At 43.4% G+C, this 15,558-nt stretch carries 13 protein-coding genes and 1 riboswitch; of the genes, 12 read left to right on the plus strand and 1 reads right to left on the minus strand.

Annotated features, from left to right (window positions below; translation table 11 throughout):
• The first annotated feature begins 159 nt into the window (after positions 1–159).
• The 6 genes from RM553_RS01675 to RM553_RS01700 all read left to right on the plus strand — a co-directional run bounded on the left by RM553_RS01675 (position 160) and on the right by RM553_RS01700 (position 8,631).
• Entirely contained in the window at positions 160–582 is a 423-nt protein-coding gene (locus RM553_RS01675; protein WP_311533242.1) for an OsmC family protein, read from the plus strand.
• Positions 583–727: 145 nt separating this feature from the next.
• A riboswitch (SAM riboswitch) is annotated at positions 728–838 on the plus strand.
• 49 nt (positions 839–887) lie between these two features.
• Positions 888–1,904: a homocysteine S-methyltransferase family protein gene (locus RM553_RS01680; RefSeq protein ID WP_311533243.1), complete on the plus strand. Its 1,017-nt coding sequence runs from the start codon at positions 888–890 to the stop codon at positions 1,902–1,904.
• Positions 1,905–1,909: 5 nt separating this feature from the next.
• On the plus strand, positions 1,910–5,053 hold the full coding sequence (locus RM553_RS01685; protein WP_311533244.1) for a vitamin B12 dependent-methionine synthase activation domain-containing protein: 3,144 nt from the start codon (positions 1,910–1,912) through the stop codon (positions 5,051–5,053).
• A 401-nt stretch (positions 5,054–5,454) separates the two neighbouring features.
• The gene (gene metF, locus RM553_RS01690; protein ID WP_311533245.1) at positions 5,455–6,408 is read left to right on the plus strand and encodes a methylenetetrahydrofolate reductase [NAD(P)H]; all 954 of its coding nucleotides are present in this window, start codon (positions 5,455–5,457) and stop codon (positions 6,406–6,408) included.
• Positions 6,409–6,455: 47 nt separating this feature from the next.
• Positions 6,456–7,559: an acyloxyacyl hydrolase gene (locus tag RM553_RS01695; protein WP_311533246.1), complete on the plus strand. Its 1,104-nt coding sequence runs from the start codon at positions 6,456–6,458 to the stop codon at positions 7,557–7,559.
• A 298-nt stretch (positions 7,560–7,857) separates the two neighbouring features.
• Positions 7,858–8,631 (plus strand): head GIN domain-containing protein, encoded by a 774-nt coding sequence (locus RM553_RS01700; protein ID WP_311533247.1) that lies wholly within the window; start codon positions 7,858–7,860, stop codon positions 8,629–8,631.
• 21 nt (positions 8,632–8,652) lie between these two features.
• On the opposite strand, the gene gldA is transcribed toward RM553_RS01700, so the two are convergent.
• Complete coding sequence (gene gldA / locus RM553_RS01705) at positions 8,653–9,573, minus strand: gliding motility-associated ABC transporter ATP-binding subunit GldA (protein WP_311533248.1); 921 nt, start codon at positions 9,571–9,573, stop codon at positions 8,653–8,655.
• A gap of 383 nt (positions 9,574–9,956) precedes the next feature.
• Between gldA and RM553_RS01710 the strand changes: the two genes are divergently transcribed.
• The 6 genes from RM553_RS01710 (at position 9,957) to dtd (ending at position 15,548) form a co-directional block, all read left to right on the plus strand.
• On the plus strand, positions 9,957–10,781 hold the full coding sequence (locus tag RM553_RS01710; protein WP_311533249.1) for a prephenate dehydratase: 825 nt from the start codon (positions 9,957–9,959) through the stop codon (positions 10,779–10,781).
• Entirely contained in the window at positions 10,781–11,929 is a 1,149-nt protein-coding gene (locus RM553_RS01715) for a pyridoxal phosphate-dependent aminotransferase (RefSeq protein WP_311533250.1), read from the plus strand. The genes RM553_RS01710 and RM553_RS01715 overlap by 1 nt, the downstream gene beginning before the upstream one ends.
• Positions 11,926–12,774 (plus strand): prephenate dehydrogenase, encoded by an 849-nt coding sequence (locus RM553_RS01720; RefSeq protein WP_311533251.1) that lies wholly within the window; start codon positions 11,926–11,928, stop codon positions 12,772–12,774. Before RM553_RS01715 ends, RM553_RS01720 begins: the two co-directional genes overlap by 4 nt.
• A 22-nt stretch (positions 12,775–12,796) precedes the next feature.
• Positions 12,797–13,879 carry a chorismate mutase gene (locus RM553_RS01725; protein WP_311533252.1) on the plus strand — a complete coding sequence of 361 codons (1,083 nt, stop codon included), beginning with the start codon at positions 12,797–12,799 and terminating at the stop codon, positions 13,877–13,879.
• Positions 13,880–14,145: 266 nt separating this feature from the next.
• On the plus strand, positions 14,146–15,099 hold the full coding sequence (gene rsgA, locus RM553_RS01730) for a ribosome small subunit-dependent GTPase A (RefSeq protein ID WP_311533253.1): 954 nt from the start codon (positions 14,146–14,148) through the stop codon (positions 15,097–15,099).
• A complete protein-coding gene (gene dtd, locus RM553_RS01735; RefSeq protein ID WP_311533254.1) occupies positions 15,096–15,548 on the plus strand; it encodes a D-aminoacyl-tRNA deacylase in 453 nt (150 codons plus the stop codon). Before rsgA ends, dtd begins: the two co-directional genes overlap by 4 nt.
• Positions 15,549–15,558 lie beyond the last annotated feature (10 nt).

Genomic DNA, 15,558 nt, shown 5'->3' on the forward strand with positions numbered 1-15,558 from the left:
GCTCGAGGTAACGCTTGTTCCTATAAAGAAATTGCTCCTTCCTTTTTTAAGGGAAGTGGCACTTCGAAGAAGTGACGGAAGGATAAAACCTCATTCTTTTGTGCAGCATAATTTTAGTTGATGCTGATTTTTCTACCTTTGCTTAAAATTTATAATTAAATGAAAGTATTCCTCACCCGATTAAACGACGCGTATCATTTTGAAACCAAGAATGAACGTGGAGACGTAGTTCATTTAGATAACAAATCTGAAGAAAATCCGCAGGGATCGAGCCCTATGGATTTAATTTTAAGAGGAATTTCCGGTTGCAGCAGTATAGACGTGGTGATGATTTTAAAGAAGCAGCACCTGGAACTGGAAGACCTGCAGGTGGAAGTGGAAGGTTTTCGTGAAGATGGCGCTGTTCTCAATGTCTTTAAAAAGATCCATTTAAATTTTATCCTGAAAGGGGAAGTGCCCGATGCCAAGGCATTGCGCGCTGTAGCACTGTCTATGGAGAAATACTGTTCCGTGGCGAAAATGCTGGAAAAAGCTGCTGAAATTACTTATGAAGTGAACCTGAATGGGAAACTGTTGCAGTAAAGTTAAAGAGACAATGAGTTAAAGAGGAAAGAGAGAGTTTTAGTTCCTCTTTAAGCCTTTTCCTTATTCACTTAATTTTTAATTAAATCCCTTGCAATTTCAGGGCTTAAACCTATATTTGCTAATATAAGTTCATTAAATAATCTCGTTATCAAGAAAGGTTGAGGGAATAGACCCGGTGAAACCTTAGCAACCCTCCTGTAATGGGAGAAGGTGCTACCTTCTACTTCGGATTTCTTCCGGGGATAGATAACAAAAGAATGCTTTCCATCTTCTTTTTTTGATAATGATTCAGAATAACAAAAATGTCAAAAATAGAAGAAATTCTTTCTCAAAAAATACTGGTTCTTGATGGTGCGATGGGCACCATGCTTCAGGAATATAAATTTTCTGAAGAAGACTTCCGTGGAGAACGTTTTAGAGACTGGCCCGTAGCCCTGCAGGGAAATAACGATTTGTTGTCTATTACCCAGCCCGAAGCCATTGCTGAAATTCACCGTAAATATTTTCTTGCCGGGGCCGATATTGTGGAAACCAATACTTTCTCGGGAACAACTATTGCCATGGCCGATTATAAGATGGAAAAGCTGGTGTATGAGCTTAATTATGAGTCGGCTAAAATCGCAAAACAGGTAGCGCAAGAACTTACTGCTGAAAATCCTGATAAACCCCGTTTTGTGGCCGGTGCTATGGGGCCTACCAACAAAACCGCCAGTATGTCGCCAGATGTGAACGATCCCGGCTACCGCGCGATTTCTTTTGAAGAACTTAAAGTTGCTTATCAGCAACAGGCAAAAGCATTAATCGAAGGCGGGGTAGATGTTTTACTCGTGGAAACCGTTTTTGACACCCTCAACGCGAAAGCCGCCTTGTTCGCTATAGATGAATTGAAGGAAGAGCTGAATATTGATATTCCTATCATGGTGAGCGGAACGATAACCGATGCTTCTGGAAGAACCCTTAGCGGCCAGACAGCCGAAGCATTTTTAATTTCGGTTTCTCATATTCCGCTGTTAAGCATCGGGTTTAATTGTGCCCTTGGTGCCAAACAGCTTACGCCGCACCTGGAAGTGCTTAACCGCTATGCCACATCTGGAGTTTCGGCTTATCCCAACGCGGGTCTCCCCAATGCTTTTGGGGAATACGATCAGGACGACCAGGAAATGGCGTCGCAAATAAAGGAATACCTTGAAAAAGGGCTGGTAAATATCATTGGCGGCTGCTGCGGAACAACTCCCGCACATATAAAAGCCATTGCTGAAATTGCCAAAAATTACCAGCCAAGGCCGCTGCCAATTAATCTTCAACCGGAAAGCATCTGATATTTATGTTAGAAGAAATTAATTCAGAAGAAATAAAAGAAAAAGACTCCTCCCGATTGGAAAAGGCTATTCGTCCCTTAAAACTTTCCGGCCTCGAGCCATTGGTGATCACTCCTGAAAGCAATTTTGTGAATGTGGGGGAAAGGACGAATGTAGCGGGTTCCCGTAAATTTCTTCGGCTTATTAAGGAAGAAAAATTTGATGAGGCACTGGATGTTGCCCGGGAACAGGTAGATGGTGGTGCGCAGATAATAGATGTGAACATGGACGATGGCCTAATTGAAGGCAGGGAAGCCATGGTGAAATTTCTTAACCTGCTTGTGGCCGAACCCGACATTGCCCGGGTTCCTATTATGATAGACAGCTCAAAATGGGAAATTATCGAAGCCGGCCTTCAGGTGGTGCAGGGGAAATGCGTGGTGAATTCCATCAGTTTAAAAGAAGGAGAAGAAGAATTTCTAGATCATGCCAGGAAGATAAAACGGTATGGTGCCGCCGTGATCGTGATGGCTTTTGATGAGGTGGGGCAGGCCGATAATTATGAGCGCAGGATAGAAATAGCCAAACGTTCTTACGATCTACTGGTGAACAAAATAAAATTTCCTCCTGAAGATATCATTTTTGACCTTAATATTTTCCCGGTGGGAACGGGAATGGACGAGCATCGCAGGAACGCCATAGATTTTATTGAAGGCACACGCTGGGTAAAGAAAAATCTACCACATTGCAGTGTAAGCGGTGGGGTGAGCAATGTTTCCTTCTCTTTCCGCGGAAATAATCCCGTGCGCGAAGCCATGCATTCCGTTTTTCTTTACCATGCCATAAAGGCCGGGATGAACATTGGAATTGTAAACCCCGCCATGCTGGAAGTTTATGATAACATCCCCAAAGACCTGCTGGAGCATGTGGAAGACGTGATTCTGGACAGGCGGGACGATGCTACCGAACGCCTGCTTTCTTTTGCGGAAACCGTTGTGGGCACCACCAAAGAAAGCAAAGTAGATCTTTCCTGGAGGGAAAAACCCCTGCAGGACAGGATTACCCATGCCCTTGTTAAGGGAATTGATGCGTACATTATTGAAGATGTTGAAGCGGCGCGCCTGGAGGCAGATAAACCAATTGAGGTAATTGAAGGAAACCTGATGATTGGGATGAATGTGGTGGGCGACCTCTTTGGAAGCGGAAAAATGTTCCTGCCTCAGGTGGTGAAATCGGCCAGGGTAATGAAAAAAGCCGTGGCTTACCTTTTACCTTATATTGAAGAGGAAAGAAAGAATCAAGCCCCCCAACCCCCAAAGGGGGAGCAATACTGGCGCACTGCAGAGCCGGCGCTTTATGGTAGGATGAAAGAGTTTGCCCGAAACATGCGCTACGAGAAATCAACTAAAGCAGAACGGGTGCTATGGGAGGCTCTAAGCAATAAAAAACTTGAAGGCTATAAATTCCGGCGTCAGCATATTATTGGTAGCTATATAGCAGATTTTGTTTGCCTCAAGGAGCATTTAATTGTTGAGGTTGATGGCTTGATTCATCAGCATCCGGAGCATAAAAAAAGTGATCAGGAGCGGACAGAGTGGCTGAAGGAGTATGGTTTCCGGGTTCTCAGGATCACCAATGAGGAGGTTTTGACAGATATTGAAAAAGTACAGAAGAAAATTCTGCGAGAATTAAAAAAAGCACCCCCATCGGGGGCGGGGGGGGCAGGAAAAGTGCTTATGGCCACGGTAAAAGGCGATGTGCACGATATTGGTAAAAATATAGTGAGCGTTGTACTGGGCTGCAATAATTATGAAATTATAGATTTGGGAGTAATGGTGCCCCCCGAAAAAATTATAGAGACCGCAAAGGCTGAAAATGTTGACGCCATAGGCCTAAGCGGATTGATCACGCCATCGCTGGACGAAATGGTTTTTCTTGCCAAGGAAATGCAGCGGCAGAATTTTGAAGTTCCGTTGCTTATTGGCGGCGCCACCACTTCAAAAGCGCATACTGCGGTAAAGATAGACCCGCAGTATCACCATGCCGTGGCCCATGTAAACGATGCCTCCCGCGCGGTTACCGTGGTGGGCGATTTGCTGAAGGAAAGCACCCGCGAGAAATACAAAAGCGACCTGAAGGCGGAATATGACAAATTCCGGGCAAATTTTAAGAAGCGAAGCAAGGTTAAAAGTTTCCTGAAGCTTTCGGAAGCACGTAGAAATAAGTACAAAATTGACTGGGAAAAAACTTCCATTTTTAAGCCGAATAAACCCGGGGTGCAGGTAATTGAAGAATTTGACCTAAGCAAACTGGAAAAATATATCGACTGGTCGCCGTTTTTCAGGAGCTGGGATTTGCACGGCCGCTATCCTGATATTCTTAAAGATGATAAAGTAGGGGAGCAGGCAAAAACCTTATTTGAAGACGCGCAGCAGCTGCTGAAAAGGATCCTGAACAACAGGCTGCTTAAAGCAAAGGCGATTTTTGGCCTTTTTGAAGCCAATTCTGTTAATGACGACGATATAGAAGTAAGCTATCATGAAGGTTCTGAAGAAAAGACAAAGCTTTTCAGGACGCTTAGGCAACAGCTAAAAAAGCATGGGGAAAAGCCAAATTTCGCCCTGGCCGATTTTATCGCGCCAAAGGAAAGCGGGATCCAGGATTATTTGGGCTTTTTCTGTGTGAGCACCGGTTTTGGAACGGCGGAAATCGCTGCGGAATATGAAAAAAACCACGACGATTATAATTCCATTATGATCAAGGCGCTGGCCGATCGTTTAGCGGAAGCTTTTGCGGAATATTTGCATGAAAAAGTGAGAAAGGAAGACTGGGGCTATGCTTCAGAAGAGAATTTGAGCAATGAGGCCTTAATTAAAGAAGAATATAAAGGTATTCGTCCGGCGCCGGGTTATCCTGCCTGTCCCGATCATTTGGAGAAAATCAGCATCTGGGAACTTTTGAAAGTAGAAGAGAGAATTGGTGTAAAGTTAACCGAAAGCCTTGCCATGTGGCCTGCGGCGAGTGTTAGTGGCTATTATTTTGCCAATCCCGAAGCCAGATATTTTGGTCTTGGGAAAATAAAAGAAGACCAGGTACAGGATTTTGCCGAAAGAAAAGGCATCAGCCTGAAAAAAGCGGAAAAATGGCTGAACCCGAATATTGCGGATTAGTAGTGAGTAGTTAGATTAGACCGCACAGGTTTCAAAAACCTGTGGGGTCTGGAAGGAAAATTCAGTGAGACCTGCAAGGTTTTTAAAACCTTGCAGGTCTGGGAGAAAGAAGTGGGACTGGATAAAAAATAATTTGACATTCCAAACCTGCCTACTGTCAGGCGGGCTTGTTTTAGAATGTTAGAAAGGCTGAAATAAATTCAGCGTTATAAATATTTTGAATTAGGATTAGTAGAAAATTTAGGCTTAGAGCTCATGGCTAAAAGCTTACAGCTAAAAATGCGTTAGGGATTGCAGCGGCATCCTTTTTACCGGCACGCAGCGAAGCGTAGGGCGGGAAAAAGATAAAGCGGAAAGCCCGGGCCTGTAAGGCAACGCCATTAGAAGAATTATAGGTTTACATGAAAGTTACAGAACACATCAAGAACGCGAATGGGAAAACCCTGTTTTCCTTTGAGATTATTCCACCCAAAAAGGGGAAAAACATCCAGGAATTGTATGATAATATAGACCCCCTGATGGAGTTTAAACCTCCTTTTATAGATGTGACCACCTCCCGCGAGGAATATGTTTATGTAGAAAGGGAGGGCCTGCTGGACAGGCAGATTACCCGCATGCGCCCTGGGACGGTGGGGATTTGTGCGGCCATAAAGCATAAATACAATGTAGACACCGTGCCACATGTGCTTTGCGGCGGCTTTACCAAGCAGGAAACCGAATATTTGCTGGTGGATTGCCATTACCTGGGCATCGAAAATGTGATGGCCCTGCGGGGAGACGCCATGAGCCACCAGAAATATTTTGAACCTTCGGAAGGCGGGCACAACTATGCCTGCGACCTGGTGGAGCAAATCCAGAACCTCAACAACGGCAAATATTTGCATGATGTTATTGAAGCCGACCATAAATCTGATTTTTGCGTGGGAGTGGCCGGCTATCCTGAAAAACACCTGGAAGCCCCTTCTTTAAAATCGGATATGAGGAGGTTAAAGGAAAAGGTAGATAGGGGAGCCCATTATATCGTGACCCAGATGTTTTTTGATAATTCCAAGTTCTTCCAGTTTGTGGAAGATGCCAGGGAAGCGGGGATTAACGTGCCCATCATCCCGGGCATAAAGCCTATTGCCACCAAACGGCATTTGCAATTGCTCCCGCAGGTTTTTAGGATAGACCTTCCGGAAGACCTGATTTTAGAAGTGGAAAAATGCAAAACCAATGCCGAGGTACGGCAGGTGGGAGTCGATTGGTGTATAAGCCAGTCTAAAGAATTAATGGATGCTGGCGTGCCGGTGCTGCATTATTATTCTATGGGCAAAAGTTCCAATATTCAGCAAATCGCCCAGGCGGTTTTTTAGAAGTGTGCGCGGAAGAACTTCTGCTTAAAAACCTTAGCTTTGCGGGCATGAGTAGATTTGCCCTGTACCTGCTTGTTTTTTGCTGCGGCATTTTAAATGCCCAGCAGAAAAGTCCGGAAATTTATACCCTGGAGACCAGTTACTTCTATGGCAGTATTATTAGACATAGCCCCGATATCGCGCATCTTATTACCGGCCATCCTAACGGCTTGATTTTAAGTTTTCAGAAAAAAACCTTTGGGTATAAGGAGTGGGAACGCCGGTACAATTATCCTGATGTTGGCTATTCCTTTACCTATCAGGATTTAAAGAATAAACATTTAGGACAGAATTACGGCCTTTATGCTCACCTGAACTTTTATTTTTTAAACCGAAACCTCATGCTGCGCGTGGGGCAGGGCCTGGCTTATGCTTCCAATCCTTACGATGCCGATAATAATTACCAGAACAATGCCTATGGTTCCCGAATTTTAAGCTCCACTTACCTGATGGGGAACTATCGCAGGGAAAATCTTTTTAATGGCTTCGGAATTCAGGCAGGGGTGGGATTGCTTCATTATTCCAATGCCGATTTTAAATCTCCCAATTCCAGCACCAACACCTTTACTTTTAATGTGGGGATGAATTATACGCTGGACTATGAAGAAATTCCCGCATATATCGCAAAGCAGCCCGGCGATATGGAACACAGCGAGCCTGTGCACCTTAATTTCGCGCTGCGGGGCGGGGTAAATACCATGGGCATCATCGGCTCTGCACATTATTTATTTTTTACCCCCACGGTTTTTGCCGATAAGGTTTTAAACGCGAAAAGTACGCTGCAGGCCGGCGCAGAATTTTTTTATTCCAAAGCCCTCGAGGAATATATAAAATATCAGTCGGTCGCTTTTCCTGCCGGCCATACCAGGGGAGATGAAGACGCTAACCGCATAGGTGTTTTTGTGGGGCATCAGCTGAATTTTAATAAACTTTCGGTGATTACCCAGCTGGGGTACTATGTGTATTATCCTTACACCGAGTATGTAGACCAGTTGTATAACCGCATCGGCCTGGGAAGAAAAATAAATAAGGACTGGTGGGTTTCGGCCACGGTGCGTTCCCATGGTGCCAATGCCGAAGCTGTGGAATTCACTTTAGGATACAGATTATGAAAACCTGTAACAGGTATTTAAAAAGAAAATTTTAGAGTGAATGGCATCGTAAATTTTTTGAAACTCTTGGGTTTATTTTAATTTTCTCCGGCCTATCGAAAGTTTATCGTGAAATTTGAAGTGAAAGCACCGTAAAATTTTAGACTCTTTGAGCCTGTTCTTTTTCTTTCTTTAGTTGAATTAGAATGGCGAGTTTCTAAAATTTAGGTGCTGAACGAAAAATTTAATTTAAAATTTTCTTCAGGACAGCAATGATTTACAGTAATTAAATGAAAGTGACTGATCTGGAAATGTATTAATGAAGAAAAAACTGTACATATTATTTTTTAGCATTCTCTATATAGGTTGTTCTCCTGAAGAGGCGGGGACCTGTTTTACAAGTGCCGGCGATATTGTTAAAGATGAAATGGAGCTGCCTGTTTTTGATGAAGTTATTGTTTATGAACGGGTGAAATTATATATCGAGCAGGGGGAGCAGCAAAAAGTAATAGTTGAAACCGGGGAGAATTTGCGGGATGAAGTTTCTGTTGAGGTGGAAAATGGAAGGCTGAGTATTAAAAACAACAATTCCTGTAACATCTTCCGGGATTATGGAGTCACGAAAGTTTATGTAACTGTCCCGGAGCTTACATGGTTGCAGAACAGCAGCGGAAGTACTATCGAAAGTACTGGAGTGCTGAAATTTGAGAATCTATGGCTGCGTTCTGTGAACCAGGAAGAAGATCCTGATGTTCTCACTGTAGGCGATTTTAAGCTGGACCTGGATGTGGAAAACCTTCGCATAACCAACGACCAATATTCCAATTATTTTCTTTCAGGGGAGGTTGAGAACATGAATGTTTTTTTCGCGGCCGGGGATGGGCGGCTGGAGGCTGAAGATCTAATCGTACAGCATTACGATATTTTTCACCGCGGAACCAATAAGATGATCCTCAACCCGAAGCAGTCAATAAAAGGTGAAATCAGGAGTTTTGGAGATGTGATTTGTGTTAATCGCCCTCCTGTGGTAGAGGTGGAAACTTTTTATGAAGGAGAATTGATATTCCCCCCAACCCCCGAAGGGGGCTTTTAAGAGAAATAACTAATAAATTATTCAAGAAACTCCCCCTTCGGGCGCTGGGGGGATAGTAAGTTCGGCAAAAAGACTTTCCAGGTTTTTGGTTTTCTGGTTTAACTGAAGGGTTTTTAGTCCGTTATCGTGGGCAAAATCAAAAACCGCAGGGCGCATGTCTTTTCCCGTATCAAAAATAAGTTCGTACCTAAAGCCGCCGGTGTTTTTCACCCCGGTTAAATGCGGCAGAGCCCGTAAGGCCACTTCTTCAATGCGATAATCAAATTCCACCATTATAGTTTGCTCATTTTCGTCCCGCAGGTCAGCCATTTTCTTATCGGCCACCACTTTCCCGTGATCAATAATAATTACCCTTTCGCAAATAGCCTCCACTTCCTGCATGATATGGGTAGAAAGGAAGATGGTTTTGTTTTTCCCGATGTTGCGGATGAGATTGCGGATTTCCACCAGCTGGTTTGGGTCCAGCCCCGTGGTGGGTTCATCTAAAATAAGCACTTCGGGATCGTGCAGAAGTGCCGAGGCCAGGCCTACCCGCTGCCGGTAACCTTTGGATAGTTGCTCGATTTTTTTGTTCGCTTCGGGCGTAAGGCGGGTAAGCTCAATTACCTCTTCAATCCTGCTTTTGGCTATATTGTAAATATTCGCGTTAAAGGCAAGGTATTCCCGCACATACATTTCAGGGTAAAGCGGATTGTGTTCCGGCAAATAACCAATGCTTTGCTGGACCTGGTGAACGTCCTTATTTAAGGGATTGCCATTTACGGCGGCTTTTCCTTCTGAAGCAGGCAAATATCCGGTAAGGATTTTCATCAGCGTAGATTTTCCCGCGCCATTTGGGCCCAGGAAACCTACAATTTCTCCTTTGGCAATAGAAAAGGAAACCTGGTCCAGTGCCTTTTGCTTTCCATAGTATTTTGAAATTCCTTCAACTGAAATAGACATTTCGCTCTTTTTGTCAAAAATAAGGATTTATTAATTCGCTTCAGAAGGCTTAGGTTTAGATTTTGGCTGAATTGGTTTTAGATGATTCGGAAAAAACCAGAACCTTAAAACCAAAATTTTAAGGAATTTTTTACAGAATGCATTTCCTGAAAAGGAATTGATAAAAAGCGTAAAAAACACGCAGAAACTAGGTTTTATTCTGAAATTATATATTATTTTAGCCGTGTAACAAAGAAGTAATGAGCAATTTAATTACCTGGAACGCATTCTATTATTTTTATTTCTATACCAGAGATAAGATCGGGAGTGCTATGTAATTAACTAAGCCAAATTATATAAAAGTCTCGATCTAAAATCGGGACTTTTTTTTTAGATCAGTTTGAATGGATAAAAAAATAGCGATTCAGGGGATCCAGGGTTCCTTTCATCATCTGGTGGCGCAGCAGTACTATAACGAAAATGTACAGGTGCTGGAATGCATGTCTTTTAGAGAACTTGTCGCGGCACTGGTCTCAGGCGAGGCAGATGAAGCGGTAATGGCCATAGAAAATTCTATCGCCGGCTCAATTTTGCCAAATTACGCCATGATAGATGAAAATAATGTAAAGGTAATCGGGGAACATTATATTCCTATTGATATGAACCTCATGGCGCTGCCGGGGCAAAGTATTGAAAAGATTAAAAAGGTGTTTTCCCACCCCATGGCGCTGCTGCAGTGCAAGGAATTTTTTAAAAAATACCCGCATATTAAGTTGATTGAAGATGCCGATACTGCGGAAGTCGCCAAAAGAATACATGTGCAGCAGTTAAAGCATGTGGGCGCTGTGGCCAGTAAAGCCGCAGCTGATATTTTTGAACTTGAGACGCTGGCCGAAAGCATCCATACCAAGAAAAGCAATGCCACCAGGTTCCTTATTCTCAGCATGAAGAAAAAGGAGCCAAATGGCGAAAAAATAGACAAGGCTTCGCTTAAGTTCGAGCTGGAAAGCAAAAGGGGCAGCCTGGTTTCGGTTTTAAATATTATAAGGGATTTTAACCTGGATATGACCAAAATCCAAAGCATGCCAATAATAGAAACCCCCTGGAAATACTCGTTTTTTATAGATGTAATCTTTGAGGAATACGAAGAATTTAAAAAGGCGATGGAAATTCTGGAAGTGATGACAGAGCAGTTAAAAATTTTCGGGACTTATAAAAACAGTTTGTAATGGTACCACAGGCAAAAAGACTGGACAATGTTCAGGAATATTATTTCTCCAGCAAATTAAGGGAGGTCCGGGCCCTGGAAGCAGCGGGTAAACCAATTATTAACCTCGGGATTGGCAGTCCAGACCTTGCACCGCCAAAACAGGTAATCACCAGGCTTAATGAAGCTTTAATGAACCCCGGCGCCCACCAGTACCAGCCGTATAAAGGTACTGCTGAATTTAGGAATGCCATTAAAGATTTTTATAAGAACCATTATGCGGTAGAATTAAACGCCGAAACTGAAATTTTGCCTTTAATGGGTAGCAAGGAAGGCATTACGCATATTTCGATGGCTTTTTTAAATGAAGGGGACCAGGTTTTAATTCCAAATCCCGGATACCCCACCTATTCTTCGGTTACGAATTTAGTTGAGGCGGAAGCCGTTTATTACGAACTAAACGCTGAAGGCGGCTGGTTGCCGGATTTGAAGAAACTGGCAGAGAAAGATCTGAGCAAGGTAAAACTCATGTGGGTCAACTATCCGCACATGCCTACAGGGGCTTCGGCAAATGAAGAATTTTTTGCTGAACTGGTAGCTTTTGCGAAACAGCATCAGCTCCTGGTGATCAATGATAATCCGTACAGTTTTATTCTGAATGATAATCCGCAGAGCATTTTGAAAACCGAAGGAGCCAAAGAAGTGGTGCTGGAACTAAATTCCCTTAGTAAAAGCTTTAATATGGCGGGCTGGCGCATAGGGATGGTTTGCGGAAGTGAAAAAAATATAAATACTATCCTGAAGGTGAAGACCAATATGGATAGCGGGATGTTTTTCCCTCTACAGGCAGGGGCCGCCGAAGCTTTGCGCCTGGATAGAAAGTGGTTTAGCGATCAAAACGAAGTTTACAGGAGCCGGAAAAATAAAGTGCTGCAGCTTGCCGCCGCCTTAAATTGTGTGCCGGAAAAGGACCAGCAGGGAATGTTTATCTGGGCCAGGGTCCCCAAGGGAAAGACTTCGGAAGGTTTTGTAGACGAACTATTGCATGAGCACGATATTTTTACCGCCCCGGGCTTCATTTTTGGCAGTCAGGGTGAGGGCTACATTAGGTTTTCCTTGTGTACAGCAGAAGAAAATATAGATGAAGCCATTAATCGGGTTAGGAAATGAATGTATATATAATAGGAATAGGCTTAATTGGAGGCTCCTTCGCACTGGATGTAAAGACCGGTTTTCCCGAAGCCGAAATTTTTGGAATAGACGCCAGTGAATCTCATCTTGCCAGGGCCAAAGAATTGAAGCTTATTGATTACCCTGCTGTAATGGCCGATCTTAAAAATGCCGATGTGGTTTTTATTGCCGTGCCCGTAGATGCGAGTATTGGGGTAGCCCGGCAGGTGCTTGATGAGATTGGGGAAAATACGCTGGTGGTTGATGCCGGTTCTACAAAATCGAGGTTGTGCACGGCCATTGCAGAGCATCCTAAAAGGAGGAATTTCCTGGCTGCGCATCCCATTTCAGGCACAGAATATTCAGGCCCGGAGGCAGCCATTCCAAATCTTTTCCGCGGAAAAACTAATATTATTTGCGAAGTAGAGAAGACCGCTTTTAAGCTTCAGGAAAAAGCCATGGAAATCTTCAGCAAACTGGGCATGCGCATCAGGTATATGGATCCTGAATCCCACGACCGGCATATTGCTTATGTTTCGCATTTGTCACACATCAGCTCCTTTATGCTTGGCAAAACGGTACTGGAAAAAGAAAAGAACGAGCGGGATATTTTTGACCTGGCGGGCAGTGGCTTTGCCTCTACCGTAAGGTTGGCCAAAAGCTCCCCCGCCATGTGGTCGCCTATTTTTCAGCAAAATAAGGAGAATGTTTTGGAGACTTTAAATGAATATATCCATAACCTTAATCAGTTTAAGACCCTTATCGAAAATGAGGATTTTGAGGGGGTTTTTAAGGAAATGGAAAAGACCAACCACATAAAATCAATATTAAACGGAATTAACTAATACTACTTAAATTACTTTAAAAATGGAAAACAGGAAAGAACTTAGAAACTGGCTGGATGCTTTTGGACTGGACCATCCCCTTGTAATTGCCGGCCCTTGTAGTGCCGAGACCGAGGAGCAGGTTTTAAAAATAGCGCACCAGCTTAAAGATACCGATGCCACTGTATTGCGGGCAGGGATCTGGAAACCAAGAACCCGGCCCGGAAATTTTGAGGGTGTGGGCGCCCTTGGGTTGAAATGGCTGAAAAAAGCCAAGGAAGAAACAGGAATGCTTACGACTACTGAAGTTGCCAATACTGCCCACGTAGACCTGGCCCTGGAAAATGATGTGGATATTTTATGGATTGGCGCGCGTACCACGGTTTCTCCTTTTATTGTACAGGAAATTGCAGATGCCCTGAAGGGGACCGATAAGGTTGTGTTGGTCAAAAATCCGGTGAATCCCGACCTTTCCCTTTGGCTGGGCGCCGTAGAGCGTTTTTACACTGCAGATATTAAGAATCTTGGGGTGATCCACCGCGGATTTTCGGCTTACGAAAAAACCAAATATCGTAACAATCCGGAATGGCAGATTGCCATTGAACTTCAGAATAAATTTCCTGATCTTCCGCTAATTCTCGATCCTTCCCACATCGCCGGGCGCCGGGACATTATTTTTGATCTTTGCCAAACCGCCCTGGATTTGAACTACGACGGGTTAATGGTGGAAACCCATCATACTCCAGACGAGGCTTGGAGTGATGCGAAGCAGCAAATAACGCCGGAAACACTTGTTCAGATTATGAAAGATTTGAAAATTAGAAAAGAAGTTTCTGAAAGTGAGGAATTTCAGAATAAATTAAGCAATTTGAGAGCGCAGATTGATGTTGCCGATAACCAGTTAATCGAATTGCTGGCCAAAAGAATGCGGGTTTCAGACGAAATAGGAAAGGTAAAGAAAGCGCAGAATGTTTCGGTGCTTCAAACCAAAAGATGGAACGAAATTCTGGGGAAAATGGTGCTTGAAGGGGAGCAGCACGGGCTAAGCGAGGAATTTATCCTGCGCCTTTTTAAAGCTGTTCACCAGGAATCCATCAATCACCAGGAAAAAATCATGAACGCTTAAAGGGAAATCTTCAAAATTTCTGTTATTCCTGAAATTGTAACTTTTGCATTTCATACTTTAGCGATCAAGAGTTATGGTTTGAAAAAATAGATGTGTCACCTCGAGCGCAGTGGGGAGGTACTTTAAAAGATTAAATAAAAACGTTCCCGACTACGCCTGTCTGCCGCCAAGGCAGGCTCGAACTGACATTATTTTTACAGGCAGAATTTTCAAATAGTAGCAAACCTCACAGGTTTCCAAAACCTGTGAGGTTTAAAAGATTATAAATGAAAGGAACGGTATATAAATCCACAGGGAGCTGGTACCTGGTGAAAGCAGAAGACGGAAAAACCTATAACTGCCGTATTAAGGGCAAGTTTCGTATTAAGGGAATTAAAAACACCAATCCGGTGGCCGTTGGGGATAAAGTGAGTTTTGACACTGAAGGGCAGCAGGGAGAGGAGCAGCAAGGGGTGATTAAAAAAATTGATGAGCGCGAGAATTACATCATCCGTAAATCGGTAAACCTTTCTAAGCAAACCCACATTATCGCCTCGAATATCGACCAGGTTTTTTTGATGGTCACGCTTAATAATCCGCCAACCTTTACCAGTTTTATAGACCGCTTTCTGGTAACCGCAGAGGCTTACGATATTAAAGCCGTTATTCTTTTCAACAAAATAGATACCTATAATGAAGAGGAAACGCTGGAAATTAAATTTTTGGCCAAACTCTACCGGGAGGTAGGATATGAATGTATAGGGATTTCAGCAAAAACCGGCAAAAATGTGGATAAAGTCAGGGAGATGATGCTGGACAAAACCAGTATGTTCTCGGGCCACAGCGGTACAGGAAAATCTACGCTAATCAATGCCCTGGAACCTGATCTGAATTTAAAAACTGCGGAAATCTCTGAGCAGCACCGGCAGGGGCAGCATACCACTACCTTTGCCGAGATGTTCGACCTTAGCTTTAATGCGCGAATAATCGATACCCCGGGAATTAAAGGTTTTGGGGTGGTAGATATGGAGAAGGAAGAAATTGGTGACTATTTCCCCGAATTTTTTGAATTAAAGCAGGATTGTAAATTCCATAATTGTTTGCACCTGGAAGAGCCAAAATGTGCGGTAAAGGAAGCGTTGGAAGAGGGAGAAATAGCCTGGTCCCGGTATAAAAGTTACCTGCAAATTATGGAAGGCGAAGACGAAAATTATCGAATAGACAATTATTCAAATCAATGAGAGTAGTATTGCAAAGGGTTGCTGAAGCTTCAGTCACCATTAATCACCGCGTAAATGCAGTTATAGAAAAAGGAATTTTGATCCTGTTTGGGATAGAAGATGAAGATGGTGAGGAAGATGTTGAATGGCTGTGCAATAAGATCGTAAAAATGCGCATTTTCAATGATGAAGATCAAGTGATGAACCTGTCTTTAAAGGATGTTGGCGGAGATGCCATCGTGGTAAGCCAGTTTACTTTGCATGCCAGTACAAAGAAGGGGAACAGGCCCAGTTATATTAAGGCCGCCAGGCCCGAAATTGCCATTCCACTTTATGAAAAATTTATCGAGGTTCTGGAAGAGAAACTGGGCAAGAAAGTTGGGACCGGTGAGTTTGGAGCAGATATGAAAGTAAGCCTTCTTAATGATGGGCCGGTAACTATTTTGATGGATTCAAAAAATAAAAGTTAAAAATTCTTAA

Origin of the sequence: Autumnicola tepida (assembly GCF_031846485.1) — a bacterium.
In the GTDB taxonomy this organism is placed as follows: Bacteria; Bacteroidota; Bacteroidia; order Flavobacteriales; family Flavobacteriaceae; genus Autumnicola; species Autumnicola tepida.